Source organism: Streptomyces sp. NPDC001194 (assembly GCF_042896985.1).
Lineage (GTDB): Bacteria > Actinomycetota > Actinomycetes > Streptomycetales > Streptomycetaceae > Streptomyces.
Window position 1 is genome coordinate 25,996 of sequence record NZ_JBIAXU010000018.1, and the last position, 26,408, is coordinate 52,403.

At 72.6% G+C, this 26,408-nt stretch carries 26 protein-coding genes, 1 tRNA gene and 1 riboswitch; of the genes, 7 read left to right on the forward strand and 20 right to left on the reverse strand.

What is annotated here, in order from left to right:
- The 3 genes from ACFY1T_RS28205 to ACFY1T_RS28215 all read right to left on the reverse strand — a co-directional run bounded on the left by ACFY1T_RS28205 (position 1) and on the right by ACFY1T_RS28215 (position 3,288).
- Positions 1-2,139 (reverse strand): NHLP family bacteriocin export ABC transporter peptidase/permease/ATPase subunit, encoded by a 2,139-nt coding sequence (locus ACFY1T_RS28205; protein ID WP_390790649.1) that lies wholly within the window; start codon positions 2,137-2,139, stop codon positions 1-3.
- Between the two features lie 50 nt (positions 2,140-2,189).
- Positions 2,190-2,996, reverse strand: a complete 807-nt coding sequence (locus ACFY1T_RS28210; RefSeq protein ID WP_390790650.1) for a hypothetical protein — start codon at positions 2,994-2,996, stop codon at positions 2,190-2,192.
- Between the two features lie 73 nt (positions 2,997-3,069).
- Positions 3,070-3,288, reverse strand: a complete 219-nt coding sequence (locus ACFY1T_RS28215) for a hypothetical protein (protein WP_030869645.1) — start codon at positions 3,286-3,288, stop codon at positions 3,070-3,072.
- A 382-nt stretch (positions 3,289-3,670) separates the two neighbouring features.
- Between ACFY1T_RS28215 and ACFY1T_RS28220 the strand changes: the two genes are divergently transcribed.
- Positions 3,671-3,946, forward strand: a complete 276-nt coding sequence (locus tag ACFY1T_RS28220) for an acylphosphatase (protein WP_390790651.1) — start codon at positions 3,671-3,673, stop codon at positions 3,944-3,946.
- Here ACFY1T_RS28220 and ACFY1T_RS28225 read toward each other — a convergent pair.
- Positions 3,943-4,251, reverse strand: a complete 309-nt coding sequence (locus tag ACFY1T_RS28225) for a hypothetical protein (protein ID WP_390790652.1) — start codon at positions 4,249-4,251, stop codon at positions 3,943-3,945. The genes ACFY1T_RS28220 and ACFY1T_RS28225 overlap by 4 nt on opposite strands.
- Positions 4,252-4,826: 575 nt before the next feature.
- Here ACFY1T_RS28225 and ACFY1T_RS28230 point away from each other — a divergent pair.
- Complete coding sequence (locus tag ACFY1T_RS28230) at positions 4,827-6,866, forward strand: M4 family metallopeptidase (RefSeq protein ID WP_390790653.1); 2,040 nt, start codon at positions 4,827-4,829, stop codon at positions 6,864-6,866.
- A gap of 60 nt (positions 6,867-6,926) precedes the next feature.
- Here the strand turns inward: ACFY1T_RS28230 and ACFY1T_RS28235 are convergent, their stop codons facing one another.
- Positions 6,927-7,562, reverse strand: a complete 636-nt coding sequence (locus ACFY1T_RS28235) for a TetR/AcrR family transcriptional regulator (RefSeq protein ID WP_390790654.1) — start codon at positions 7,560-7,562, stop codon at positions 6,927-6,929.
- 111 nt (positions 7,563-7,673) lie between these two features.
- On the opposite strand from ACFY1T_RS28235, the gene ACFY1T_RS28240 reads away from it, so the two are divergent.
- Both ACFY1T_RS28240 and ACFY1T_RS28245 read left to right on the forward strand, forming a co-directional pair.
- Positions 7,674-8,867, forward strand: coding sequence for a cytochrome P450 (locus ACFY1T_RS28240; RefSeq protein WP_390790655.1), 1,194 nt, complete (start codon positions 7,674-7,676; stop codon positions 8,865-8,867).
- Positions 8,864-9,091, forward strand: a complete 228-nt coding sequence (locus tag ACFY1T_RS28245) for a ferredoxin (RefSeq protein ID WP_037847009.1) — start codon at positions 8,864-8,866, stop codon at positions 9,089-9,091. The genes ACFY1T_RS28240 and ACFY1T_RS28245 overlap by 4 nt, the downstream gene beginning before the upstream one ends.
- 67 nt (positions 9,092-9,158) lie before the next feature.
- Here ACFY1T_RS28245 and ACFY1T_RS28250 read toward each other — a convergent pair.
- A tRNA-Pro gene (locus ACFY1T_RS28250) sits at positions 9,159-9,232 on the reverse strand.
- A gap of 137 nt (positions 9,233-9,369) precedes the next feature.
- Between ACFY1T_RS28250 and ACFY1T_RS28255 the strand changes: the two genes are divergently transcribed.
- Together ACFY1T_RS28255 and ACFY1T_RS28260 are read left to right on the forward strand one after the other, a co-directional pair.
- Positions 9,370-10,071 (forward strand): transketolase, encoded by a 702-nt coding sequence (locus tag ACFY1T_RS28255; protein ID WP_390790656.1) that lies wholly within the window; start codon positions 9,370-9,372, stop codon positions 10,069-10,071.
- 20 nt (positions 10,072-10,091) lie between these two features.
- Positions 10,092-10,997: a transketolase family protein gene (locus tag ACFY1T_RS28260; protein WP_390790756.1), complete on the forward strand. Its 906-nt coding sequence runs from the start codon at positions 10,092-10,094 to the stop codon at positions 10,995-10,997.
- On the opposite strand, the gene ACFY1T_RS28265 is transcribed toward ACFY1T_RS28260, so the two are convergent.
- The 9 genes from ACFY1T_RS28265 to ACFY1T_RS28305 all read right to left on the reverse strand — a co-directional run bounded on the left by ACFY1T_RS28265 (position 10,994) and on the right by ACFY1T_RS28305 (position 18,747).
- Positions 10,994-11,353: an MmcQ/YjbR family DNA-binding protein gene (locus ACFY1T_RS28265; RefSeq protein WP_390790657.1), complete on the reverse strand. Its 360-nt coding sequence runs from the start codon at positions 11,351-11,353 to the stop codon at positions 10,994-10,996. The two genes, ACFY1T_RS28260 and ACFY1T_RS28265, sit on opposite strands and share 4 nt — an antisense overlap.
- Positions 11,354-11,483: 130 nt before the next feature.
- Positions 11,484-12,035 carry a GAF domain-containing protein gene (locus tag ACFY1T_RS28270; protein WP_030869670.1) on the reverse strand — a complete coding sequence of 184 codons (552 nt, stop codon included), beginning with the start codon at positions 12,033-12,035 and terminating at the stop codon, positions 11,484-11,486.
- Positions 12,032-12,661: an ATP/GTP-binding protein gene (locus ACFY1T_RS28275; protein ID WP_384704953.1), complete on the reverse strand. Its 630-nt coding sequence runs from the start codon at positions 12,659-12,661 to the stop codon at positions 12,032-12,034. The genes ACFY1T_RS28270 and ACFY1T_RS28275 overlap by 4 nt, the downstream gene beginning before the upstream one ends.
- Positions 12,639-13,028 (reverse strand): DUF742 domain-containing protein, encoded by a 390-nt coding sequence (locus tag ACFY1T_RS28280; protein WP_390790757.1) that lies wholly within the window; start codon positions 13,026-13,028, stop codon positions 12,639-12,641. Before ACFY1T_RS28280 ends, ACFY1T_RS28275 begins: the two co-directional genes overlap by 23 nt.
- Before the next feature lie 23 nt (positions 13,029-13,051).
- Positions 13,052-13,480: a roadblock/LC7 domain-containing protein gene (locus ACFY1T_RS28285; protein ID WP_229344872.1), complete on the reverse strand. Its 429-nt coding sequence runs from the start codon at positions 13,478-13,480 to the stop codon at positions 13,052-13,054.
- A 35-nt stretch (positions 13,481-13,515) separates the two neighbouring features.
- Positions 13,516-15,144 carry a sensor histidine kinase gene (locus tag ACFY1T_RS28290; RefSeq protein WP_390790658.1) on the reverse strand — a complete coding sequence of 543 codons (1,629 nt, stop codon included), beginning with the start codon at positions 15,142-15,144 and terminating at the stop codon, positions 13,516-13,518.
- A gap of 240 nt (positions 15,145-15,384) precedes the next feature.
- Positions 15,385-16,584, reverse strand: coding sequence for an MBL fold metallo-hydrolase (locus ACFY1T_RS28295; protein WP_390790659.1), 1,200 nt, complete (start codon positions 16,582-16,584; stop codon positions 15,385-15,387).
- 221 nt (positions 16,585-16,805) lie between these two features.
- Complete coding sequence (locus tag ACFY1T_RS28300) at positions 16,806-17,591, reverse strand: SGNH/GDSL hydrolase family protein (RefSeq protein ID WP_385989505.1); 786 nt, start codon at positions 17,589-17,591, stop codon at positions 16,806-16,808.
- A gap of 166 nt (positions 17,592-17,757) precedes the next feature.
- The gene (locus ACFY1T_RS28305; protein WP_390790660.1) at positions 17,758-18,747 is read right to left on the reverse strand and encodes a peptidoglycan DD-metalloendopeptidase family protein; all 990 of its coding nucleotides are present in this window, start codon (positions 18,745-18,747) and stop codon (positions 17,758-17,760) included.
- 4 nt (positions 18,748-18,751) lie between these two features.
- Positions 18,752-18,960: riboswitch (cyclic di-AMP (ydaO/yuaA leader) on the reverse strand.
- Positions 18,961-19,238: 278 nt separating this feature from the next.
- Between ACFY1T_RS28305 and ACFY1T_RS28310 the strand changes: the two genes are divergently transcribed.
- The gene (locus ACFY1T_RS28310) at positions 19,239-20,057 is read left to right on the forward strand and encodes a tyrosine-protein phosphatase (protein ID WP_390790661.1); all 819 of its coding nucleotides are present in this window, start codon (positions 19,239-19,241) and stop codon (positions 20,055-20,057) included.
- 26 nt (positions 20,058-20,083) lie between these two features.
- On the opposite strand, the gene ACFY1T_RS28315 is transcribed toward ACFY1T_RS28310, so the two are convergent.
- From ACFY1T_RS28315 to ACFY1T_RS28335, 5 genes are all read right to left on the reverse strand, one after another.
- Complete coding sequence (locus ACFY1T_RS28315; protein WP_390790662.1) at positions 20,084-21,466, reverse strand: aspartate aminotransferase family protein; 1,383 nt, start codon at positions 21,464-21,466, stop codon at positions 20,084-20,086.
- On the reverse strand, positions 21,463-22,491 hold the full coding sequence (gene hpnH, locus ACFY1T_RS28320) for an adenosyl-hopene transferase HpnH (protein ID WP_390790663.1): 1,029 nt from the start codon (positions 22,489-22,491) through the stop codon (positions 21,463-21,465). The genes ACFY1T_RS28315 and hpnH overlap by 4 nt, the downstream gene beginning before the upstream one ends.
- A gap of 5 nt (positions 22,492-22,496) precedes the next feature.
- On the reverse strand, positions 22,497-23,222 hold the full coding sequence (locus ACFY1T_RS28325; RefSeq protein ID WP_390790664.1) for a 1-hydroxy-2-methyl-2-butenyl 4-diphosphate reductase: 726 nt from the start codon (positions 23,220-23,222) through the stop codon (positions 22,497-22,499).
- Entirely contained in the window at positions 23,222-25,180 is a 1,959-nt protein-coding gene (shc, locus tag ACFY1T_RS28330; protein ID WP_390790665.1) for a squalene--hopene cyclase, read from the reverse strand. The genes ACFY1T_RS28325 and shc overlap by 1 nt, the downstream gene beginning before the upstream one ends.
- Positions 25,181-25,297: 117 nt before the next feature.
- Positions 25,298-26,398 (reverse strand): polyprenyl synthetase family protein, encoded by a 1,101-nt coding sequence (locus tag ACFY1T_RS28335; RefSeq protein WP_372481390.1) that lies wholly within the window; start codon positions 26,396-26,398, stop codon positions 25,298-25,300.
- Positions 26,399-26,408: the final 10 nt, after the last annotated feature.

A 26,408-nucleotide genomic window follows, 5' to 3' on the forward strand; every position in this document is an offset into this window, starting at 1 on the left:
TCAGTGCTCCTTGACCAGCCCGGCGTACGCGCCCTGCGCGGCCAGGAGTTGCTCGTGCCGTCCGCGCTCCACGACCGTGCCCCGGTCGAGTACGACGATCTCGTCGCTGTCGCGCACGGTGCTCAGCCGGTGGGCGATCACCACGCAGGCGCAGCCGCGGCGCCGGAGGTTGTCGATGACGATCTGCTCGGTCGCCGCGTCCAGGGCGCTGGTCACCTCGTCCAGGATCATGACGCTGGGACGGCGCACCAGGGCGCGGGCGATCTCCAGGCGCTGGCGCTGGCCGCCGGAGAAATTGCGCCCGTCCTGCTCGACGCGGCTGTGGATGCCGCCGGCCCGGCGCGCGACCACCTCGTACACGGCGGCGTCCTGGAGCGCGGCGATCACGGACTCGTCCGTGACGGAGGGGTCCCAGAGGGCGACGTTGTCGCGGACGGTGCCCTCGAAGAGGAAGACGTCCTGGTCCACGAACGACACGGAGGCGGCCAGCGCGCCGCGCGGGATGTCCTCCAGCCGCATCCCGTCGATGCGGATGGCTCCCTCCCACGGCGTGTAGAGGCCGGAGATCAGGCGGGACACGGTGGACTTGCCGCTGCCGGAGCCGCCGACGAGCGCGATCTGCTGCCCGGGGCCGACCGCGAGCGAGACGCCCTTCAGCAGTGGCGCGTCGAGGGGGCTGTAGCCGAAGGTGATGCCGTCCAGCTCCACGTGGCCCTTGAGCCGGCGGGTGCCGGAGAGCGGCTCGCGCAGGTAGCGGGGGTCCACGGGAAAGTTCTCGACGTCCCGCAGCCGGGCGACGTCGGCGGCGAAGTCCTGGATCCGTCCGGCCACGCCGCCCAGGCGGGCGATCGGGGCGGTGAAGCTGGTCACGAGGGCCTGGAAGGCGACGAGCAGGCCGACCGAGAGGTGCCCCTCCACCGCCCGCAGGCCGCCGATCATCAGGATCAGCGCGCTGTTGAGGGCGGCGAGCGTGGGTGCGACCACGGCCAGCCAGGCGCTGGGGACACCGAGCCGCTGCTGTACGTCGAGGGTGACGGCGTGCTGGCCGGCCCAGCGGCGGAAGAAGGCGTTCTCCCCGCCGGTGGCCTTCATCGTCTCGATGAGCTGGAGGCCGCTGTACGAGGTGTTGGTGAGCCGGGCGCTCTCGGCGCGCAGCTTCTGCGTGCCGGTGGCCCTCACCCGCATCACGATCCGCAGGGCCGCGAGGTTGAGCAGCGCGATGAGCACGCCGACGAGGGTGAGTTGGGGATCGTACGTCCACAGCAGGACCGCGTAGAGCACGACCACGACGGCGTCCACGCCGGCGGCGGCCAGGTCGCGGGCGAGGGTCTCGGCGACCGCGTCGTTGGACTGGAGGCGCTGGACGAGGTCGGCGGGGTTGCGCTGGGTGAAGAAGGCGACGGGAAGCCGCAGCAGGTGGCGCAGGAAGCGGGCGCTGCCGAGCGTCGAGGAGATGATGCGTCCGCGCAGCAGGTTGGCCTGTTGGAGCCAGGTGAGCACGGCCGTGAGGACGAGGGCGGCCGCCATCGCCGTGAACAGCACGCCCAGCAGGGAGCTCTGCGCGCCGATGAGGAACATGTCGATGTACGTGCGGCTGAGCGCGGGCACCGTCGCGCCGACGGCCACCAGCAGGAGGCTGGAGAGCACGGCGGCGAGCATCGTCCCCGAGGTGCCGCGCAGGCGGGCCGGCACGGTGCTCATGACGCCCGGTCCGCGGCCGGTGCGGCGAAAGCGCGGGCCGGGTTCGAAGACGAGCGCGATGCCGGTGAAGGCGGTGTCGAACTCCTCCATGGGGACGAACCGGCGCCCCTTGGCGGGGTCGTTGACGTACGCGCCCCGGCGGCCGATACGCCGGCCGGTGCCCTCGTAGACGACGTAGTGGTTGAACTCCCAGAAGAGGATGGCGGGCGGGCTCAGGCGGGCGAGCGCGGCCAGGTCCATCTGCATGCCCTTGGCGGTCAGCCCGTAGCCGCGGGCGGCCTTCAGCAGGTTGCCGGCGCGGGAGCCGTCGCGCGACACCCCGCAGGCGATGCGCAGTTCTTCCAGGGGTACGAACCGGCCATGGTGGCCGAGCACCATGGCCAGCGCGGCGGCCCCGCACTCCACGGCCTCCATCTGGAGCACGGTGGGGGTGCGCACGGGAGGTGGCGTGCGGCGCGGGGGGCGCTGCCGGCCGAGGGAGGAGGGGGTCACGGGAGCAGCCAATCGACGGGGCGCTGTGCGGGGAGGTGGACGGCTCCGGTCACCGGCGTCGTGGAGTCGAGGGGGTGGGGAGGCCCGTCCGCGGTGGACCAGCGGTAGCCGGAGGCGGTCGCGGAGGACCGCTCGAGCTGCACGAGTACGGCCACGGGATTGCCCTGGCGGGCGAACTGCGCGGCGAGGCGGGCGTCTCCGAGGAAGCCGCCGATCTGCGCCTGCGTCTGGGGCGCCCGCCCGACTTCCTTGACGCGGCCGCGCAGCACGCCGAAGCGCTCCCGGGGGACGGACTGGACGTCCACGTCGACGGAGGCGCCGACGCGGATGTCCGCACCACTGCCCCCGGACACGTACAGCACCGCGACCAACGGCTCGTCCGCGTCGCCGACCCGTTCCAGGACGGCGAGGTCCGCGCCCACCGCCACGACGGCGCCCGTCTTGGCGACGAGGCCCGTCACCCGTCCGCCGGCCACGGCGCGCACGGTCCGTTCGCCTTGCTCGGTGGCGACGTGGAGCAGGGGCGCCCCGGGGGGAAGCAGTTCCCCCTCTTTGGCGAGCACGGTGGTGACCTGTCCGGAGAAAGGACTCTGGAGCAGGTAACTGCCTTGGGCGCGCGTGAGGATTCCGGGTGCGCTCTGCTTTGCGGAAACGGACCCGCCGAATGCCCACACGCCGGCGGCGGCCACGACGAGAACGCTCACGCAGAGCACGAATCTCCCCTGCGGCCGGGCGAACCGCACGGGCAGATCGAGCTCGTCACCGGATTGCAGTTTGGAGAGCGCCTTTCGACGAAACTGCACGGACTCCCCTTCTCACACGGCGGACCCCGGAACGAGAAATACGCTCCGGGGTCCACTCACACGGACATCCGACTCAGAGGCCGGCGACACCGGCGCGCACGCCGGCGATGCCCTCGACCTGGCCGGGCAGGGCCTGCACGCCCTGGACCGTGTGAAGCGAGGTGACCGTGTTCACCACGTGGAAGACGTCGCCGGTCACGGCGCCGAGCAGCCCACCGGAAATGCTGACACCGCCGGAAACCGCGTCCAGCTCGTTGTCGGCGATCTCACGGGTCTCGATGTCGTTACGCATGATGTGCGCACCCTTTCAGTCGTCTGATCATTCTCGGATAACGCGGCCAACCAGGACCCACGCCGGACAGATGAAAGCACGCGAACAACGCACGCAGCGAACCACGTTGAGACCCCTCATGGACGCGGACGAGGACGCACACCACGAACTCTGCGACCATTCCCGCAGATCCCCACACCCCCTCCACAAGATCGAGTAACACATCCGGCGCCCCCGTCGCCCCGCATGCCCAAACAACCCCAAACCACCCCACACATCCACCGAGGATGTAACAGGACCCACCCCCTCCACTTTCACCCGGTGAAGATTCCCGGGAGCGGCATCCGGTGACGGCGCGATCACAATGCGTACGGCCCGCCATCCGCGCGGCTATGGTCGGCCCATGGAACGGGTGCGCAGCAGGGTGATCGTCCACGGCGAGGTGCAGGGGGTGTTCTTCCGCGACTCCTGCCGCCGCACGGCCCTCGAGTACGGCGTGTCGGGCTGGGTCCGCAACCTCCCGGACGGCACGGTCGAGGCGGCCTTCGAGGGCCCCGCGGAGGCGGTGGCCCACCTGATCACCTGGACCCACCAGGGCCCGCCCACGGCCACGGTCACCCGAGTGGAAGTCCACCAGGAACCCCTCGAAGCCCTCGCGACCTTCGAGATCCTGGCCTAACCGGCCGGAAGGCGGCGCCACCGGGGGCGCAGCCCGGGTGCCGACCGCCGGCGTTCGGCATGGCGGACCAAGGCGTCCGGGCCGGCGGCGCGGACCCGCACCGGTGCGCCGACGATGATGCGCCGGGTGCCGGCGAGTGCGGTGCGGTCGAGATGCCGCCGCGCCGGATCGAGGGTGATGTCGGAATAGATCGCCGCGAACCACTCGGCATCGGCGGCACGGCCAAGCGCGAGCGGGCGTGTCCAGGGGGCCTCGTCGTGATCGGGGTTGTCCGCCCGCTCCCTGTCGTCGAGGGCGGTCGTCAACGCCTCGACGGCGAGCCCGTGATCGTCCCACTGCGAGGTGTCGCGCAGGCCCCGGCTCTGCAGGAGTTCGGCGACGGCGTACCAGGCGGATGACGAGCTCCTGATAGGTCACCGCCGTCTGCCGCCCCGCGGCGGCCGTCAACCGGTCGGCCACCCGACGGCGGCTGCGCTCCCGCGCCGCTGCCGACGCTCTCGGAGGGCGCCGCCGCCCGGGGCGGCTCCTCCGCGAGAAGACCCGCCAAGTCATGTTCAGACCAAGGCTGTTTGACGCTTGATGCCGAACGCTTTACCTGTTCGCGAAACGCGCCATTCAAGATCTTGACCCGGCCAACCGGCGCCCGAAATAAGGCGAGTTAGAGCCGAATACGGCCATCCATGCGGGCCGCGAGCGTCCGCACAGCGGACGCGGTGGGGCGAAATCCGGACGCGTTTCGGCCAATACCTGTCGTGTCCATGGCGATCATGAAGATCGCTGGCAACCTCTCCACATCCCCAGCACGACGAGATCGAACGCTCCTCCCGGCCGGCCTCATTCCGGCCGCCGGTTCCACCCCCCACGCACCGAAGGAGTCCGCGTGAAGTCCACGCACCGGCGGAACGCCACCGCCACAGGGGCCCTGCTCGCCGCAGCCGCTCTCCTCACCGTCGGCGTCCAGGCCGGCACCGCCAACGCGCAGCCCGAACCGTCCGCGAACGCGGCCGCCCCCAAGGGCCAGGTCCGCAACCCGGGCGCGCTCCCCGCGCAGCTCACCCCCTCCCAGCGGGCGGAGCTCATAGCCAAGGCGCAGAGCACCACGGCCGCCACGGCCAAGGAACTCGGCCTCGGCCAGCAGGAGAAGCTCCTCGTCCACGATGTGGTCAAGGACCAGGACGGTACCACCCACACCCGGTACGAGCGCACGTACGAGGGACTTCCCGTCCTCGGCGGCGACCTGGTCGTCAGCCGCACCGCGGCCGACCGCACCCAGAGCGTGAGCAAGGCGTCCGAGGCCAAGCTCCAGGGCGTCTCCACCTCCGCCCCCGCCGACGCTCCGGCGGCCGCCTCCGCTAAGGCCCTCGACGCCGCGAAGGCGGCCGGCTCCAAGGCCGACAAGGCCGACGCCGCCCCCCGCAAGATCGTGTGGATGGCGAACGGCGTGCCCACCCTGGCCTACGAGACCGTCATCGGCGGGCTCCAGGACGACGGCACCCCCAACCAGCTCCACGTCGTCACCGACGCCAAGACGGGCGCGAAGCTCCACCAGTGGCAGGGCATCGAGACCGGTGTCGGCAACACCCACTACAGCGGCCAGGTCACCCTCGGCACGTCGAAGTCCGGCGCGAACTTCACCCTGAACGACGCCGGCCGCGGCGGCCACAAGACGTACAACCTCAACCACGGCACCTCGGGCACGGGCTCGCTCTTCAGCCAGTCCACCGACACCTGGGGCAACGGAGCCAACTCCAACGCCGCCACCGCGGGCGCCGACGCCGCCTACGGCGCCGGGGTCACCTGGGACTTCTACAAGAACGTCCTCGGCCGCTCCGGGATCCGCGGCGACGGAGTCGCCGCCTACTCCCGCGTCCACTACGGCAACGCCTACGTCAACGCCTTCTGGGACGACAGCTGCTTCTGCATGACGTACGGCGACGGGACGAACAACAACGACCCGCTGACCTCGCTGGACGTCGCCGGCCACGAGATGTCGCACGGAGTCACCGCCGCCACCGCCGGCCTTGAGTACAGCGACGAGTCGGGCGGCCTGAACGAGGCCACCTCCGACATCATGGGCACGTCCGTCGAGTTCTACGCCAACAACCCGAGCGACCCGGGCGACTACCTCATCGGCGAGAAGATCGACATCAACGGCGACGGCACCCCGCTGCGCTACATGGACAAGCCGAGCAAGGACGGCGGCTCCGCGGACGCCTGGTACTCCGGTGTCGGCAACCTCGACGTCCACTACTCCTCGGGCCCGGCCAACCACTGGTTCTACCTGGCCTCCGAGGGCTCCGGCGCCAAGGTCATAGGCGGCGTGAGCTACAACTCGCCCACCTCCGACGGCCTGCCCGTCACCGGCATCGGCCGGGACAAGGCACAGCTCATCTGGTACAAGGCGCTCACCACCAAGTTCAACTCCACCACGGACTACGCCGGTGCCCGTGCCGGCACGATCGCGGCGGCGACCGAGCTGTACGGGGCCGGCAGCGCCGAGGTCAACGCCGTCACCGACGCATGGGCCGCCGTCAACGTCGGCGCCCGTTCGGGCGGCGGCAACCCGAACCCGGGCAAGGTCTTCGAGAGCACGACCCGGGTGGCCATTCCGGACTCGCCCGGAGCCGCGGTCACCTCGTCGGTCGCCGTCACCGGCGTCACCGGCAACGCGCCGAGCACCCTCAAGGTGGGCGTGAAGATCACCCACACCTACATCGGCGACCTCCAGATCGACCTGGTGGCCCCCAACGGGACCTCGTTCCGCCTGCAGAACTCCTCTTCGGACTCCACGGCGAACCTGGACAAGACCTACACCGTGAACGCCTCGGCCGTGGCGGCCAACGGCACCTGGAAGCTGAAGGTCCAGGACAAGGGCGCCGCGGACGTCGGCACGATCACCGACTTCAAGCTCACCTTCTGACCCGCCGACCGGCCATGGTCTGATGCAGGTGCCCGGAGGCCCCCACGGCTCCGGGCACCTTCACGTCGGGGGCGCCTGCTCATCGGCACGGCGCCCGGTGGCCGGCGGCGGGGGCTGCGCCGGCAGCGTCCAGAAGCGGTCCAGGGTGGTCAGCACGAGTCGGCACACCGCCTCCGGGTCCGCACTGGCCAGGGGTTCGCGGGCGGCGACCGTGCGCATCAGGCCGATCCCGAGCAGCCAGGCCATGGCCAGATCCGCCCGCAGGGCGCCGTCCTGCGAGGGGGCCAGGCCGGCCAGCGCCTTCTGGTACTCCCCGCCCAACTCCCGCAAGGTCGCCGTCGCCTCGTCCCCCCGGCCGACGGACCGCAGGTACACCTCCAGGGAGCGGTCGGCCCCGGGGGCGCTGCGCGTGAGCATCGAGCGCAGGGCGGTCTCGAAGAGGTCCTCCGGCGCGGTCGTGTGCAGCTGTTCCAGGCCTCCCTGGGCCACGACCTCGGTCAACAGCCCGTGTTTGGACCCGAAGTAGCGGAACAGGAGCGCCTGGTTGGCACCGGCGCGCTCGGCTATCGCCCTGACCGTCGTGCGCTCGTAGCCCCGCTCCGCGAACAGCTCGGCGGCGGCTTCGAGCAGCCGCGACCGGGTGGCGGCGGCGTTGCGGGGGCGTTCCACGGGCTGCGCTTCGGCGGATTCGTCCACGCTGTCGTCCTCTCGGAAGGCCCGTCAGGATAACGGCCACAAAGCGTCGTTGACCGCCCGAATGGCCCGTCCTAGGTTGTAAGCAGCTGCTTACACCCCAGGGAGACCGACGTGACGAGCACCGGCACCGCCCCCCTCGCCTACCCCTTCAACACGGCCGAGGGCCTCCTGCTCGCCGAGGAGTACGAGCGCCTCCGCGACCGGCCCGGCCTGTTACGCGTGCAGATGCCGTACGGCGAGCCGGCCTGGCTGGTCACCCGCTACGCGGACGCCCGCCTCGTCCTCGGCGACACGCGCTTCAGCCGTGCGGCGGCCGCCGCCCACGACGAGCCCCGGCAGGCCGAGGGCCGCACCGACAGCGGGATCCTGGGCATGGACCCGCCGGACCACACCAGGCTGCGGTCCCTGGTGGCCAAGGCGTTCACCGTCCGGCAGGTCGAGAAGCTCCGCCCGCAGGTCCGCGCGCTCACCGCGGAGCTGCTCGACGAACTGGAGGCGGCCGGTCCGCCGGTCGACCTCGTCGACCGCTTCGCCCTGCCCGTGCCGGTGGCCGTGATCTGCCGCCTGCTGGGCGTGCCGGTCGAGGACCGGCCGCGGTTCCGGGTGTGGAGCGACGCGGCGCTCTCGACCAGCTCGCTCACGGCCGAGGCGTTCGAAGCCAACCTCGAGGAGCTGCGCGCCTACATGGCGGGGCTGATCGAACTGCACCGCCGGGACCCGCAGGACGACCTGATGACGGCGCTCATCGAGGCCCGGGACGCCGACGGCGACCGCCTCTCCGAGCCGGAGCTCGTCGACCTGTGCGTGGCGGTCCTGGTGGCCGGGCACGAGACCACGGCCTCCCAGATCCCCAACTTCGTCCTCACCCTGCTCGACCACCCTGAGCAGCTCGCGCTGCTGCGACGGGACCCCGCGCTGATCTCCCGGGCGGTGGAGGAGCTGCTGCGGTTCGTACCGCTGGGCAGCGGGGCGGGCCAGGCCCGCTACGCCACCGAGGACATCGAGGTCGGCGGCACCCTCGTCCGGGCCGGGGACCCGCTGCTCGTCGCGATCGGCGCAGCCAACCGCGACGCGCTGCGCTTCGCGGCCCCCGGGGTCCTCGACATCCGGCGCCCCTCCCACCAGCACCTCGGATTCGGCCACGGCGTCCACCACTGCCTGGGCGCCCCGCTGGCCCGCATGGAGCTCCAGGAGGCCCTCGGGGCGCTGCTGGTGCGCTTCCCCGGGCTGAAGCTCGCCGGGGACGTCACCTGGAAGACCGAGATGCTGGTGCGCGGGCCGCGCGTCATGCCGATCGGGTGGTGAGCGACGTGACGTGGACCGTACGGATCGACGCCGGCCTGTGCCTGGGTTCGGGCATCTGCGCGGGAACGGCCCCCGAGGTGTTCGCGCTCGAGGACGACCACGCCCGGCCGCGCACCGACCGGGTCGCCGCGCAGGAGCGGATCCTGGAGGCCGCCGACATGTGCCCGGCGCAGGCCATCACGGTGCACGACGGCACCTCCGTGATCGGCCCCCGCCCCGACTGAACGGGCAAACGATCAAGGGCCGTTCCAGATCACTCTGAAACGGCCCTTGAAATGCGACTCTCTCGAGTCGGGACGACAGGATTTGAACCTGCGACCCCTTGACCCCCAGTCAAGTGCGCTACCAAGCTGCGCCACGTCCCGGCACACGCTGACCTGGGGTTTCCCCTGGGTGAACGCGCACGAGAACGATACCGCACTTCGCGGGGTGGTCGCGCGCACCTTTCGCGGGATCCGGGTGGGCTTGACCTCAAGCGGGCTTGAGGTTGCACGATCGGTGCATGACACAGGCAACCGCGGACACGGGGTTCCGCTACGACGATCTGGGCCGGCTCATCGCGCTCATGACCGGGGCCGAGAAGCACGCGCCCGCCGCGCATTCCACGCTCGATGTGCTGTGGGTGCTCTACGACCGGGTGCTGCGCGTGGAGCCCGGGGGCGCCCAGGAGCCCGGGCGGGACCGGTTCCTGCTCTCCAAGGGGCACGGGCCGATGGCGTACTACGCCGTGCTCGCCGCCAAGGGCTTCTTCCCCCGGGACTGGCTGCGCGGGTTCGGCTCGTACGACTCGCCCCTCGGGCACCACCCGGACCGCACGCTGATCCCGGGGGTGGAGATCGGCAGCGGCTCGCTCGGGCACGGGCTGCCGCTCGCGGTCGGCAGTGCGCTCGGGCTGCGGGCGCAGGGGCTGGAGGACCCGGCGGTGTGGGTGCTGATCGGCGACGCGGAGCTCGACGAGGGCAGCAACCACGAGGCCATCGCCTACGCCGGCGCCGCCGGGCTGGAGCGGCTGCACACCGTGGTGATCGACAACGACTCCGCGACCCACGGCTGGCGCGGCGGGATCGCCTCCCGCTTCGAAGCCGCCGGCTGGTCGGCGGTGACCGTCGACGGCCGGGACCACGAGGCGTTGCACGCCGCCTTCACCACACCGCATCCGGGCCGGCCGCACGCCGTCGTCGCCCGTGTCGAGAAGAAGCAGTAGAGGGGTTGACCGTGGACAACATGCGGGAGCGGTTCGTTTCCGTCACTTCGCGCGCGCTCGACGAGGACCCGCGCCTCGCGCTCGTGCTCGCCGAGATCACCATGGACGGGTTCCGGCCCGACCAGCAGCGCCACCCGGAGCGGGTGATCAACGTCGGGATCCGGGAGCAGCTGCTCATCGGGGTCGGCGGAGGGCTGGCGCTGACCGGCCTGCGGCCGATCGTGCACACCTTCGCCAGCTTCCTGGTGGAGCGGCCGTTCGAGCAGGTCAAGCTGGACTTCGGGCACCAGGGCACGGGCGGGGTCCTGGTCAGCGCGAACGCCAGCTACGACTGGCCGGCCGGCGGGTACACCCACATGGCGCCGGGCGACGTGGCCCTGCTGGACACGCTCGACGGCTGGACGGTCCACGTTCCGGGACATCCGGACGAGGCCGAGGCGCTGCTGCGCCACGCCTACGCGGCCGGGGACGACAAGGTCTACGTCCGCCTCTCGCAGCAGTCGAACGCCGCCCCGCGGCCGGTGGACGGCGCGGGCTTTCGGACCGTACGGGAGGGGGGTCCCGGCGCCGCCGTCGTCGTCGCCGTCGGACCTCTGCTGGACAACGTGCTCGCCGCGACGGAGGGGCTGGACGTGAGCGTGCTGTACGCCACCACCGTGCGGCCCTTCGACGACGCGGCCCTGCGCGAGGCGGTCGGCCGGGGCCGGGCCGAGGTCGTCCTGGTCGAGCCGTACCTGGCCGGCACCTCCACCGCGGCCGCCGCCGAGGCACTGTCGCAGGTCCCGCACCGGATCCTCGGCCTCGGCATCGGGCGCGCCGAGCTCCGCCGCTACGGCACGATGGACGAGCACACCGCCGCGCACGGTCTGGACCCGCACTCCCTCCGCCGGCGGATCGACGCCTTCCTCCAGGGCGTGTCCCGCTAGGGAGTGTCCGCAAGGTCCGGGTGGGCCGCGGCCAGGCGTGCGGGGGCCGCCTGGAGCCAGGAGTCGATCAGGATCGCGCGCAGCTCGGCGGCGCTCTCCAGCGCCGGGAGCCGGACCCGGAGCCACGCGTAGTTGTCGTCGTGGCCCGCCCGGACGAAGAACTTCTCCGGCTCGGCCGCGATCAGCTCCGCGCGGTCCTCCTTCGGGCACTTCACCCCGATCGAGGCGTCGTCCTCACCGAGCGCGGCGAAGATCTTCCCGGCCACCCGGAACGTGGGCATGCCCCACGCGAGCTTCTCGCTGCTGTCCGGGAGCGACAGCGCCGTCGTACGGACGTCCTCGGCGGTCACGGCCATCGCGGGACTCCTCTCCCCACCACCGGTCGGGCACCGGCCTGGTGTCGTCGACCGTAGCGCCGGCCACTGACAACCGCCCCCGGGCGCCGGCTCGGCCCGTGCCCCCGCCCCGCCCCGCCCCGCCCCGGCCTCAGCCCTCCCGCATCCCGTCCTCCCGCGCATGGATGATCTCCACCAGCTCCGCCGCCAGGGACTTGGCCGTCGCCAGCCCCTGCGTCCCCCAGCGGCGCGGCTCCACGTCCACCGCGCACACCGTGCCCAGGACCACCCCCCTCCGGTCGGTCAGCGGCGCGCCCACGTACGAGCGGACCCCGCTCTCGTCCACCACCGCGTTTCCCGCGAAACGCGCGAAGTCGCGCACGTCCTCCAGCACCAGCGCCCGGCGCCGCACCACCACGTGCGGGCAGTACCCGTGGTCCCGGGGCAGCACCCGCGCCGGGTACCCGCTCGCCGGGGCGTCCGGCGCGTGGTGCAGCCCGGCGAAGAACTGCCGTTCCTCGCCGATGAAGTTGACCCCCGCGTACGGGGCCGCCAGTACGTCGGCGACCTGCCGCGCGAAGGCGTCGAGCTCGCTGTCCGCCCGTTCCCCCAGGCCCAGTTCGCGCAGTCGGACGGTGCGCGCGGGCGCCTCCCGGTCCACCGGCGTGAGCAGCAGGTGCCCGGTCGACTCGTAGTAGGTCATCTCGGTTCTCCCCTGTCCGGATTCCATGGTTGCGCCGGGTCCGTCGCCGCCGTGAAGAGCAGGTGGTGCACCAGGGCGGCCAGCGCGCCCGTCCCCGAGCTGGTCAGCCGCGCGTCGCACCGTACGACCGGCACCTCGGGCCCGAGCCCCACCGCCTCCCGGACCTCCCCGGCCGTGTAGCGGTGGCCCCCGTCGAACTCGTTGACGGCGACGATGAACCCGATGCCGCGGCGTTCGAAGAAGTCCACGGCCGGGAAGCAGTCGTCGAGCCGGCGCGTGTCCGCGAGGACCACCGCGCCGAGCGCGCCCGCGCACAGCTCCTCCCACAGGAACCAGAACCGCTCCTGCCCCGGCGTCCCGAAGAGGTACAGGACGTGCCGCTCGTCCAGGGTGATCCGCCCGAAGTCGAGCGCGACCGTCGTCGAGGTCTTCGCCTCGACCCCGTCGAGCGGGTCGGGGCCCTCGCTCAGTCCGCTGAGCAGCTCCTCCGTGCACAGCGGCTCGATCTCGCTGACCGCGCCCACGAAGGTCGTCTTGCCCGCCCCGAACCCGCCCGCGACCAGGATCTTCAGCGTCGCGGGCAGGACGGGGGCGGGACGGGTGTCACAGTCGTCGGCGTAAGCCATCGAGCACCGCCCGGAGCAGGTTCTGGTCGTCGGCGGCGACGTATCCGCCGCCGGGGAACCGCGGGGCCTGCGCCGTGACGGCCCCGGATTCCATCAGGTCGGACAGGAGCACCTTCACCACCACCGCCGGCAGCCGCAGCTGTCCGGCCACCTCGGCGACGGTGACGGCCGCGGAGCCCGCGCACAGGCGCAGCGCGAGCGTGTGCTCGGCTCCGAGCGGTCCGCGCGGCCGCACGCCCGTCGCGGTCACCAGGGACAGCAGGTCGAGTGCGGCGGCCGCGCGGGTCCGCCCGCCGCTGGCCGTGTACGGGCGCATGACCCGGCCGGCCGAATCGTCGAGCCAGGGCGTGTCGCGCGGGGCCCCCATCCCGTACGCGGCGCGGGCGCGCATCACTCCGGGTCGCCGACGGGTCGCCGCGGGGGGGCCGCGAGGTACGGCCGGACGCTCTTGACCAGCATCGCCATCTCATAGCCGAGCACACCCGCGTCGGCCTCCCGGTCGGCCAGGACCGCGAGGCAGGTGCCCACCCCGGCGGCCGACACGAAGACGAGTGCGGTGTCGAGCTCGACCACCACCTGCCGGACCTCCGCCCCGCCCCCGAACCGGGATCCGGCGCTCCGCCCGAGCGAGTACAGCCCGGAGGCCAGGGCCGCCAGGTGGTCGGCGCTGTCGCTGTCGAGGCCGTGGACGCAGCTGACGAGGCCGTCGGCGGTGAGGAGGACCGCGCTGCGCGTGTAGGGGACCCGCTGGACCAGGCCGCTGAGCAGCCAGTCCAGGTCCGAGAGCCGACTGGTCTTCGTCGCCGCTTCGCCGCCCATGGTGGTGCGCTCCTTGCCGAGGTGAGAGGTCGGGGTCATGGCTGGTTCTCCGACTGGGCGAGGCCGAAGCCCCGTTGGAAGGCGGCCATCAGGCCCGGGTCGTGCACGGGTTGTTCGGGTGTGTCGGCCGGCCTCGGGGCGGGGGCGTCCCGCAGCTGCGGGGCGACGTGGTGCTGGGCCCGTCGCCGGGGCAGGATCGGCCGGTCGGGATCCGTCCTGGCGGACGGTACGGAGGCCACCACCGTGGCCGGCGGTACGGGCGGTACGGGCGCGGGCGGCGGGGCCGCCCAGGCCCGCGCGGCCGGCTCCGGCGCCCGCGGTGCCTGCGGTGCCCGCGGTGCCCGGGGCTGCGGCATCGGCTGCGGCACCGCCACCCGTACGGGCTCCAGCGGGGGCATCGCGCCCCCGTCGCCGGTCCCCCACGAGGTGGCCCGGGAGCCCCCGAGCGCATCGGCGGCGCTCGGCGCCTCCGCCCCCAGCAGCTCCTGCGGCAGCACCAGCACCGCGAGCACGCCGCCGTAGATGTTGGACTTGAGCTCGACGGCGATCCCGTGCCGCCGGGCCAGCGCCGACACCACGAACAGGCCGATCCGCCCGTCGGCGAGCAGGTGGCGGACGCTGACCTGGTCGGGGTCGACGAGCAGCGCGTTCATGCGGTGCTGCTCCGCGGCCGACATGCCCAGCCCGCGGTCCTCCACCTCGACGGCGATGCCCGCGGTGACCCGCTCGGCGCGCAGCACCACGTCGGTGTCGGGGGCGGAGAACACCGTGGCGTTCTCGACCAGTTCGGCCAGCAGGTGCACGACGTCGGCGACGGCGTGGCCCCGTACGGTGCCGCCCGCCGGGGGCACCACCTTGACCCGCGTGTACTGCTCGACCTCCGCGACGGAGGAGCGGAGCACCTCGCTCAGGTCGATGGGCCGGGTCCACTGGCGCCGGGAGGCGGCGCCGCCGAGCACGGCCAGGTTCTCGGCGTGGCGGCGGATCCGGGTGGCGAGGTGGTCGACGTGGAAGAGCTCCTTGAGGAGGTCGGGGTCCTCGACCGTGTCCTCCATCTCGTCGAGCAGCGAGATCTCCCGGTGCACGAGGGACTGGAGCCGGCGCGCGAGGTTGACGAAGACCTCCACCTTGCGGTCGCTGTCGGACGGCGCGGCCGGGCCGGCCAGCCGCACGAGGGTTGTGTGCGCGTGTTCGCGGGCGCCGCGCAGCTCCTGGGAGAGCAGCCAGAACTCGTCCACCCGGTCCGCGTCGGTGCCGGGCGGCGGCGCCGTCGGGCCGCCGCGGACGGGGCGTACCGGCGGCTCGCCCCGCTCCAGCCGTTCGGCGGCCGTCCGCAGCTCCTGGCGTCCGCGCACGCTGGAGCGGCGCAGGGCCTCGCAGCGGTCCCGGACGGCCTTGGCGGAGCGCTGCGCCCCGAGGAGGGCGGCGGTGAGCGCTCCGACGACGAGCAGCGCGCAACCCGCGAGGACCGGCCACAGCCGGGCGTCCCGCTCCCCCGCGCCGCCGCCCAGCTGGAGGGTGAAGATCACCGCGGCGGCCCCGCTGAGCCCGGCGGCGAGCGTGGGCAGCAGGGCCGCGCGGACCAGCTGGGGGCGTATCTGCCGGACGGGACCGGTGGCGGCGTGTCTCGACGGGGCGTGGCGGGCGGCGCGGAGTCCGGACATCGGCGTCCTCTACGTGGGGCCCGGGCCCCCGAGGTGCCGGGGCCCGGTGTGGATCACGGTGTTGATCACCGGATACCCACGCTAGACCGCACAATCCCGCCGCTGACAGCCAGTTGGGGAACTTCGGCGGGGTGCTTCCCGCTCCCGGTGGAGCGCTCGTACGACAGCCCGAATCCGCCGGGGCGCGCACGCGCGGCGGCCCTGCCGGGGGCGCACCACCCCCGGCTGCCGGAACACCGCCTACGAGCCGACGGCCTCCGGTTCTTCGTGCGCGGCGGCCGCGGGACGCGCGGCGGTGACCGGCCGGGAGGACGCCGGCGGTACGGGCGGGGCCGAGGCCACGAACGGGCGCCACCACGCCTCGCTCGGGGCGTCCGCGTCGCCCGGCTCGAACGGCTGGCCCGGGATCGGCAGCGCGATCGCCGCCCCGGTGGCCTCCGCGGCGGCCACGGTGCCCTCGCCCGGCTCGTCCCACGGGTGCAGCGCCAGGTTGAAGGTGCCCCAGTGGATCGGCAGCATCGTGCCGTGCGGGATCCCGCCCTGGAGGTCGAGGTGGGCCTGCATGCCCTCCTCGGGAGTCATGTGGATGTCGGGCCAGTACTCCGAGTACGCACCGATCTGGATCATGGTGGCGTCGAAGGGGCCGTGCGCCGCGCCGATCTCCGCGAACCCGGGGAAGTACCCGGTGTCGCCGCTGTGGAAGATCCGGTGCTCGTCACCCGCGACCACCCACGAGGCCCACAGGGTGTTCTGCTGGTTGCGCAGGCCCCGACCGCAGAAGTGCCGTGCGGGGGTCGCGGTGAGCGAGAGCCCGGCTACCTCCGTGGCCTCGTTCCAGTCGAGCTCGCGCAGCCGGTCCGGTGACACGCCCCAGCGCTCGAGGTGGGCGCCCACGCCGAGCGGCACGGCGAAGACCGTGTCCGTCCCGGCCAGCTCCTTGATCGTCGGCAGGTCGAGGTGGTCGTAGTGGTCGTGCGAGATCACCACGACGTCGACCGGCCCCAGCGAGGCCAGCGGTACCGGCGCGGGGTGCAGCCGCTTGGGACCGGCGAACGGGAACGGGGAGCACCGCTCACCCCACACCGGGTCGAACAGCACCCGCCGCCCGTCGATCTCCGCGAGCACGCCCGAGTGCCCCATCCAGGTCAGGCGCAACCCGCTCACCGGCGGCTTCGCCAGCTCGGCGAGGGTCGTCGGATACACGGGGATCGGCGCGCCGGGGTTGCGCCGGGTCCGCTGCTCCTTGTGGAAGTAGATCTTGGCGAACTCCATCATGGAGCCGGAAGGCCTGGTCCGGGCCCCGACCGGGTTCTGGAAGACGCCGTCGGCGAAGTTCGGCGAGCGCCGGATCCGCTCCAGGCGGGCGCCGGACGGATCCGCGCCGAAGGCTTCGGGCCGCAGGGCGCGCAGCCGGGGACGCAGGGGACGGGAGCCGGTCAAAGCGCCTCCTGGGAGGGTGGGGCGGATGGTCGTGAGGCCGTACGGAATACCGGTCTACCACCATGCCAACGCGCACCGGCCCCGAAGGATTCCGCCGCGCGCCCCCGTTCTCGCGCCGCCTGCACGACCGCCCCGCTCGCCGCCTCCGGGGCGCCCTCGCGGCCGGCCCCCACCACGGCCCCCACTCCCGCCGGACCGTTCCCCCGCCCCGCCCCCGCGCGCTACAGCGGCAGCAGGTCCGGACGCTTCGCCTCCACGTGGTCCCCCGAGGACTCCCCGCGCAGCCGCCGCCCGATCCACGGCACCAGGTACTCCCGCGCCCACTGGATGTTGTCCCGGGTCACGTCCACCGAGCCGCGCGGCTGTTGGGGCGGCCACGGCTGGTCGGGATCGGTCGGCACCTCCAGCCCCAGCACCTGGGCGGCGCGCAGCGCGACCCGGGTGTGCCCCTCCGGTGAGAGGTGCAGCCGGTCGTCGTCCCAGGCCCGCCGGTCCTGTACGGACTTCAGCGACCAGAGGTCGAGCACCGGGCAGTCGTACCGGTCGGCGATGGCGCGCACGTGCGCGTTGTACGTCGCGATCTTGCCCCGCAGGTGCTTGAGGACCGGGACGCCCCGGGTGTCGAAGCCCGTGGTGATCATGACCTGGCCGACGGCCCCGGAGAGGTCGGCGACCGCCGCCTCGAACCGCTCGGCCGCGTCGTCCGGGTCGCTGCCGGGCCGGATGATGTCGTTGCCGCCCGCGCAGAAGCTCACCAGGTCCGGTGCGAGCTCCTTGGCGCGGGGGACCTGCTCGGCCACGATCTGGTCGAGGAGGCGTCCCCGCACGGCCAGGTTCGCGTACCGGAACTCGTTTTCCTCGCGCTGATCGGCCAGGAGTACGGCCAGCCGGTCCGCCCAGCCGAGAAAGGTCCCCCCGGGTCCCGGGTCCCCCACGCCCTCGGTGAAGCTGTCCCCGATCGCCGCGTACGAGCCGATGGTCTTGAGTGTCGTCGTCGTCGCTGCCACGAGAACACATCCTTCACCCCGGTGCGTGACCTACGCCACCGTAGGCAGGGGTTGACGGCCCGTGATCTATACCACCTGGTCGGTACGGAATAACAGTGCGTGAGGCCGGGACCCCCCTCGGGTCCCGGCCTCACGGGTCCGGCCGCCTCTCCGACGGCGGGAGCCGTCAGATGCTCACGCCCTTCGAGCGGAGGTAGGCCAGCGGGTCGATGTCCGAGCCGTAGGACGGCCCGGTGCGGATCTCGAAGTGCAGGTGCGGGCCGGTCGAGTTGCCGGTGGAACCGGAGAGGCCGATGGTCTGGCCGCCGGTGACGCTCTGGCCGACCGAGACGGAGAGCTGGGACAGGTGGCCGTACTGGGAGTACTTGCCGTCCGCGTGCCGGATGACGACCTCGTTGCCGTACGCACCGCCCCAGCCCGCGGAGACCACCGTGCCCGCGCCGACGGCGCGGACGGTGGTGCCGGAGCTCGCGATGAAGTCGACACCGGTGTGGTAGCCGCTGGACCACATGGCGCCGGGGGTCTTGTACTGGGTGGAGATGCCGCCACCGCCGACGGGGGCGACGAAGCCCGCGGCGCTCACCGCGGCGGCGGACTTGGCGGCGGTGCTCTTCTTGGCGGGAGCGGCGGCGGGGGCGGGGGCCGCCGCGGCGTCCGCGGAGCCCTTCCCCTTCGAGGCCGATCCTGCGGCCGGGTCCGCGGCCGAGGACTTCTTCGCCGGGGCCGGGGCCGCCTTCTGCGCGGGAGCCGGGGCCGCCGCGCCCTTCGCGTCGAGGGTCAGCTTCAGCCCGGGGTGGATCAGGGAGGGGTCGGCGCCGACGGCCTCGCGGTTGTCGGCGTACAGCTGCTGCCAGCCGCCCGAGAGGTGGCGGTCCTGGGCGATCTTGGAGAGGTAGTCCCCCGGCACGACGGTGTAGACGGCCGAAGTGGCGGGCGAGCCCTGCGCGACGGCGGCCGGCGCGGCCTGCGGCGCCGCCGGAAGCTGCGGCGCCTGCACGGGTGCGGCCGCGGGTGCGCCGGCCGGGGCTCCGGCCGCCTGGGCGCCGGCGGCACCCAGCAGCGGCAGCGCGAGGGCCGCACCGCCGGTGCCCGCGACGGCGAAGCCGCGCGCCACGGAACGGGACTTGGGACGTCGGTGCTTACCCTTTGCAGGCATGGCGAATTCCTCTCCGTCGCCTGCGAGGTGAGCTGTCGGGTTCGGACTGGAGATGTCCGGCCGTCCGTGAACAGAACATGAACGGCTTCACCCCGAGCTGTTCCGATGCGAATGATCGGGAACAGCGGCCTACCTGGTTCCCCCGCTCCTGCCGCGCGCGTGAATAGTCGGGTGCGGTTTCCGGACGGCGGCAGGATTCGGCGGTCCATCCGGATCGATCGCGAAGGTAATCGAGTTGAGCCACACCGAACAAGCCACGAATTTCCTGACGGATTCACAGAACCGGGAATCCGCCGGAATTCCGGTCACCCTCCGTCCATTCCGCCGCGCCAACAACCCCTCCGGCCGGGCCATTCGGCTTTGACGATCAGGCACTCACGGTCACCGTATGATCTGGCTCACGGGGCCCCGCCCGATCTCGCCTCCGGTTATGGCAAGTTGGCCCCAAGTAGTGTAATTCGGGCACACCACGACGATGCGGAGGAGTTCCCGTGACCCAGCAGATACCCCGGCCCCCGCGGACGGAGCCCGTACCGGAGCCCGAGCTCTCGGGAGTGCGCAACTTCCGTGACGTGGGCGGCCTCCCGACCGCCGACGGGCGGAGGGTCAAGCCGGGAAAACTGTTCCGTAGCGGACATCTGGCACATGCCACCGAAACCGATGCAGAGTTCCTCGAGTCGCTCGGCCTGCACACCATCTTCGATTTCCGCAACAACGCCGACCACGCTTTGGAGGGGGCCGACGTCGAGCTCCCCGGCGTTCGGAACGTCAACATCCCGCTGTCGGATCCGGCCGACGGGAGGGAATTCTGGAAGATGGTCCGCGACGGCGACGTCGAGCAGCTCCGCGGGCTCCTCGGCGACGGAAAAGCCGCCGCCCGGATGGCCAACTCGTACCGCACGATGATCGAGGAGCGCACCGCCGAGCACGGCCGGGTCCTGCGCGCCCTCGCCGAGGACAGCGTTCCGGCGCTCATGCACTGCGCGGCCGGCAAGGACCGGGCCGGCCTGTCGATCGCCGTCACCCTGCTCGCGCTGGGCGTCGGGCGGGAGGCGATCGTGGCGGACTACCTGGAGTCCAACGCCCCGCACCGCCGCTACCGCGTGCGCCGCGGCAGCGATGCGCCCGAGGCCCGCTCCCCCGAGGTGATGGAGCTGCTCTCGCCGCTGTTCGACGCCCGCGCCGAGTACCTGGCGGCCGCCTTCGACGCCATCGACGGACACTGGGGCGGGGTCGACCGGTACCTCGCCGAGGGCCTCGGACTCACGCCCGAGACCCTCGGCCGGCTGCGGGACCGGCTGCTCGACTGAGCCGGCCCCCGACGGGAAGCGGGCCGTCAGCCTCCGCCGACGGCCTGCTTCACCAGGGTCCTGCCGAAGTCCCACATCAGGGCGCCCCCGCCGTGCGCCTCGTCCATGACCTCGCGGAAGGCCGCGACGAACCGGTCGACGTCCCCTTCGTCCACGATCAGCGGCGGGATGAGCTTGATGACCTCCAGGTGGTCGCCCGACACCTGCGTCAGGATCCGGTGCTTCTGCAGCAGCGGCACCACGACCATCTGCGCGAAGAGCCCCTTGCGGGCCGCCTGGAGCATGGTCCACCGGCTGCGCAGCCCGAGCGAGGACGGCCGCCCGAACTCGATGCCGATCATCAGGCCGCGCCCGCGCACCTCGTGGAGCAGCTCGTACTCGTCCACGAGCGCCGCGAGCCGCCCGCGCAGCAGGTCGCCCATGGCGCGCGCGTTCGCGACCACCGACTCGTCCTCCATGACGGAGAGCACCGCCAGCCCGGCCGCCATCGCCTGCGCGTTGGAGCCGAAGCTGGCGGAGTGCACGAGCACCCGGTCCATCGACGAGTAGACCTTCTTGAAGATCCAGTCCTTGCCCAGGGTCGCACCCACCGGTACGTAACCGCCCGAAAGGGCCTTGGCCACGCACACCAGGTCCGGCTCCACGCCCGTCTCGTGCTGGTACGCGTAGAAGTCACCGGTCCGGCCGAGGCCCGTCTGCACCTCGTCCGCGATCAGCAGGGCCTTGTGGCGGTGCAGCAGCTCCTGCGCCGCCCGCAGGAATCCCGGCGGGGCCGCGAGCACCCCCTTGCCCTGGATCGGCTCCACGACGAAGGCGGCGACGTCGCCCCGTTTCAGTTCCCGCTCCAGGGCCGCGAGGTCCCCGAGGGCGATCTTCGTGTCGGGCAGCAGCGGCGCGAACCCGTCCCGGAACCCGCCCTCCCCGTTGACCGACAGCGAGCCCGTCGTCAGGCCGTGGAAGGCGTGGTCGCAGTAGAGGACCCTCGGCCGCCCCGTGGCGTAGCGAGCGAACTTCAGGGCCGTCTCCACCGCCTCGGTGCCGCTGTTGCCGAAGAAGACCCGGTCCAGGTGCGGGCTGTACGAGAGCAGCTTCTCCGCCAGCAGCCCGGGCAGCGGCTGGCAGTCGAAGCGGGTCAGGTCGGCGAGCTGCGCGTCCAGTACGTCGTGCAGCGCCCGGCGGACGACCGGGTGGTGGCGGCCCAGCCCCATGACCCCGAACCCGGCCAGCATGTCCAGGTAGTCGTTGCCCTCGGCGTCCCAGAAGTGCGCGCCCTCGGCCCGTACGTAGACCTTGTCGAAGCCGATCGTGTGCAGCATCCGGGGCAGCTGGTGGTTGAGGTGGCGCGTGTGGAGCTCGTACCGTTCCCCGCCCCGCTCGTCCAGCAGGGCGCGGAGGTCGAAGCCGGTCACTGCTTCTCCCGGTTCCCCGTGACCGTCTCGCGGGCGGCGCGCAGGGATTCCTTGAGGGAGCCCATCGTGGCGAGGACGGCGGTGGGCTCGTAGCCGCAGTGCGCCATGCAATTCGCGCAGCGCGGGTCCTTCCCGCGGCCGTACTTGCTCCAGTCGGTCTCCTCGATCAGCTCCCGGTACGTCGGCACGTAGCCGTCGCTCATCAGATAGCAGGGGCGCTGCCAGCCGAAGAGGGAGTAATTCGGAATGGCCCAGGCGGTGCAGGCGAAATCCGCCTTGCCCTCCAGGAAGTCGAGGAACAGCGGGGAGTGGTTGAGCCGCCAGCGCCTGCGGTTTCCGCCCGCGAAGGCCTTCTTGAAGAGCTCCCGGGTCTGCTCGACCCCCAGGAAGTGTTCCTGGTCGGGGGCCTTTTCGTAGGCGTAGGCGGGCGAGATCATCATTTCGTCGACCTTGAGGTCGTCATTGAGGTAGTTGAGCACCTCGATGATCGTCTGCGGGGTGTCGGTGTTGAAGAAGGTGGAGTTGGTGGTGACCCGGAACCCGCGCTTCTTCGCCTCCTTGATGGCGGCGACCGCCTCGTCGAAGACGCCCTCCTTGGCCACCGACTCGTCGTGGCGTTCGCGCAGCCCGTCGATGTGCACCGCGAAGGCGAAGTACGGGGACGGGGTGAACTTCTCGATCTTCTTGCGCAGCAGCATCGCGTTGGTGCACAGGAACACGTACTTCCGCTTGGCCACCAACTGCCGGACGATCTCGTGGATCTGCGGGTGCATCAGGGGCTCGCCGCCCGCGATGGACACCATCGGCGCGCCGGACTCCAGGACGGCACCGACCGCCTGGGCCACCGGCATGCGCTGCTTGAGCACGCCCGCCGGGTGCTGGATCTTCCCGCACCCCTCGCACGCCAGATTGCAGGCGTAGAGCGGTTCCAGCTCGACGATCAGCGGGAACTTCTCACGCTTGCGGAGCTTCTGTTCGAGAAGATACGTCCCGACCCTGATGGACTGTCGCAGTGGCATGGCCATCTGGCTCACCTCCTGGGGAGCAGCAAAGAACGGTGCCAGTCATAAAACGCGGGCAGTACGGCACGCAATACGCGGAAGGCCGATATTCCACCGCGGAGCGTGCCGATGCGGACGAGCTCATGCTCCGGAGCGTCCACGATCACCCGTACGGCCGCAACCGGACGGTTCCAGCCATCGTCGGCGGCCCCGGTGGCCGTCCACAGGGTGGCCGCGGACTCCATGTCGACCGCGATGGCGCCGGTGGCGCGCAGCTCGGCGCGTTCCTGGCCGCGGACGACGTGGTCGGATCCGGTCAGTGCTCCGGTGTGCACGGTCCGGCCCGGAGCGGCCCGGGCCAGCGCCTCGGCGAGCAGGGCGGTGCCGGCGCACGTGACGGTACCCCGCGGGTCCCGGGTCTCCTCGGCGACGACGAGGTCGCCGGGGCTCATGCCGGGGACCAGCCCGGCGCAGAACCCGGTGGCGAGGACGGGGGCCCTGCGCAGCCCCGGCTCGGCGAGCGCCCGGCCGACCGCCCGCTCGGCGGCGCGCGGGCCCATGCCCGTACGCAGCACGGCGTAGCCCGGTTCGGGGCGGGCGGCGCCGCGGCCGCCTCCGCTGCGCAGGGCGGCCTGCTCGATGCGCAGCGCGCAGGCGACCAGCAGCGGTGCGGGCGGCCCGGCCTGCGCGGGTGGCTCGGCCCGCGCCGGCGGCTCGTACGGTCCGGGGCCCTCGGCCCGGTTCGCCGCGGCCATCAGGACCTCCCGGGCGCGAAGGGTTCCCCGTACAGATAGCGGCCGAGCGCGGTGAGCGGGAAGACCTGCCGGTACAGGTGGTAGTTGATGGAGAAGTCCCACGGGAAGCCGGTGCCGGTGAAGTACGGCTCGTCCCAGGAGCCGTCCCCGCGCTGGGTCTCCACCAGGTACGCGACGCCCCGCTCGACGGCCTTGCCGTCCCGCTCCCCCGCCGAGAGCAGGGCCATCAGGGCCCAGGCGGTCTGCGAGGGGGTCGAGGCCCCCTTCCCGGCCCACTCGGGGTCCGTGTAGGAGCGCTGGTCCTCGCCCCACCCGCCGTCCTCGTTCTGTACGGATTCCAGCCAGCGCACGGCCCGCCGGATGGCGGGATGCCCCGGGGCGAAGCCCGCGGCCGTCAGGGCCGGGACCACCGAGCCGGTCCCGTAGACGTAGTTGGTGCCCCAGCGGCCGAACCAGGCGCCGGAGGGCTCCTGTTCGGCGAGCAGCCAGGCGATGCCGCGCCGGGTCCGCGGGTCGGCCGCCTTGCCCTCCACGGCGAGCATCTCCACCACGTGGGCGGTGACGTCGGCCGACGGCGGGTCGATCACCTCGCCGAAGTCGCAGAACGGCAGCCGGTTCGGGAAGGGGCTGGTGTTGTCGGCGTCGAAGGCGCCCCAGGCGCCGTTCCTCGACTGCATCCCGAGGTTCCACGACACCCCGCGGGCGATGGCCGCCTCGACCCGGGCCTGCTCCGGATGGCTGATCCGGCGCAGTGCGAGCACCACCTCGGCGGTGTCGTCGATGTCGGGGTAGGTGTCGTTGTGGAACTCGAACGCCCAGCCGCCGGGGGCGAGTCCGGGACGGCGCACCGCCCAGTCCCCGCTGCGCACGATCTCCTCGCCGAGCATCCAGTCGGCGGCCTTGACCAGGGCCGGGTGGTCGGGCGCCAGGCCCGCGTCGGCCAGGGCGATGGCGGCGAGGCAGGTGTCCCACACCGGGGACTGGCAGGCCTCGATCATCCGGGCGCCGTCCTCGCGCCACACCGCGAACCGGTCCAGGGACTCCAGTCCGGCCCGCATCACGGGGTGTCCGAGGTCGTACCCGAGCAGGTGCAGGGCGATCACGGAGTACACGGCGGGTGGCTGGATCCCGCCCCAGCAACCGTCGTTCTCCTGGCGTTCGATGATCCAGCGGGCGGCGGTGTCCATCGCGGCCTTGCGCAGCCGGCGCGGGGCGAACCGGCGGTAGGCGTGCAGGGCCTTGTCCATCCGCTGGAACACTCCCTCCCAACTCGCCAGCGGGGCCGGGCGGACGGCGGGAGGGTAGGGGCGCCGCGCGTCGGTGTGCAGCTCGTCGAGGGCGAACGGGGCCGGGCGGACGGGCCGCTTCGCCGAGACCACGGTCAGCGGGACGATGGTCTGGCGGGCCCAGCAGCCGAAGTCGTAGATGTTCAGCGGCACCCACGGCGGCAGGAAGACCAGCTCGGGCGGGAGTTCGGGCAGGTGGTCCCAGCTCCACCAGCCGAACAGGGCCAGCCAGATCCGGGTGAAGACGCGGGCGGCGGCGATCCCGCCGTGGGCCCGGATCCAGGCCGAGGCGCGGGCCATGTGCGGGGCGTCGGGCGCGTCGCCCGCCAGCCGCAGGGCGACGTACGCCTCGATGGTGGCGGAGAGTTCGGGCGGTCCGCCGTGGAAGGTGGCCCAGGTGCCGTCCACGCCCTGCTCGCCCCGGATGAACAGGGCGGCGGCCTGCGTGGTCGCCTCGTCCCGGATCCCGAGGAACTGCCTCAGCAGCAGGTCCTCGGCGTCCATGGTGACGTTGGTCTCCAGATCGCCCTTCCACCAACCGGCCGCGTCCTGGCGGGCCAGCAGGTGCCGGGTCGCCCGGGCGGCGGCCTCCTGCGCGCCCCGCAGCGTGTCCGGCACGGTGAAATCCGGATCGGCGCCGGGGGTACCGGCGCCGTCGGTCGTCGCTGTCATGGCTTCCCCTTACGTGGCAGTGGTCCTCTGCTGTGCTGGGGTATGCCGTCGGCCGGGCGCTGCTGTCAGGCGGCGCCGGCCGGCGACTCGCGCGTCATATCCCTGCTCGGGTGGCGGTCACCTCTTGCGCACGACGACGAAGTCGGCCAGGGCGACGAGCTGTTCGCGGACCCGCTGCGGCATGTCCACGTCGTCCAGGGCGCGGATGGCGATCGCGTGCTGGCGGCGCGCCTCCTCGGCGGTCCACTCGCGCCCGCCCGCGGCCTCGATGAGCGCGGCGCGCGCCGCGAACTCCTCCTCCGAGAAGTTCTCGAAGTCGTTGCTCTTGGCGTCGGCGGCGAGCAGCTTCGCGAGCTCCTCGCAGGCGGGCCCGCCCGCCGCGAGGGCGGCGACGACCGGCAGGGACTTCTTGCGCTGGCGCAGGTCGCTCCAGGTCTGCTTGCCGGTGGCCTCCGGGTCGCCCCAGATGCCGAGGAGGTCGTCGACGGCCTGGAAGGCGAGGCCGAGGTGGTAGCCGTACTCCTCCAGCTTGTCGGCCGTACGGTCGTCCGCGCCGCCGAGGACGGCGCCGATGGAGACCGCGCAGGCGAGCAGGGCGCCGGTCTTGTTGCCCTCCATCTCCAGGCACTCCTCGACGCTGACGCGCTCGCGGTGCTCGTAGGAGATGTCCTGGGCCTGGCCGTCGATGAGCTTGCGGCTGGCCGTGGTCAGGCGGCGCGCGGCGCGGCCGGCCTCGACGGTGCCGAGCTCCAGCAGGACCTCGTTGGCGAGGGCGAACAGCGCGTCGCCGACCAGGATCGCCAGCGCCGGGCCGTGCACCTTCCACACCGTGTCGCGGTGGCGGCGCTGCTCGTCGCCGTCCATCAGGTCGTCATGGAGCAGCGAGAAGTTGTGGACGAGCTCGACGGCGACGGCGCCCGGGATGCCGACCTCGGCCGAGGCCCCGGCGGCCTCGGCGGAGAGCAGCGCGAGGGCGGGGCGCACGGCCTTGCCGCCGTCGCCGTCCGCCGCGTTGCCCTGGGCGTCGATCCAGCCGAAGTGGTACGCGGCGACGGTGTCCATGGGCGCCGCGAGCCGGTCGACCGCGGCGCGGAGCACGGGGGTGGACAGCGCGCGGCCGCGCTCCAGGAGTGCGAGCGTGTCCGCCTTCTCGACGCCCCCTCCGGCTGCGCCGTTGCCGGCGTCCGTGTTCTCGACAGCCGGATTCCCCGGGTTCACTGGCTCTCCT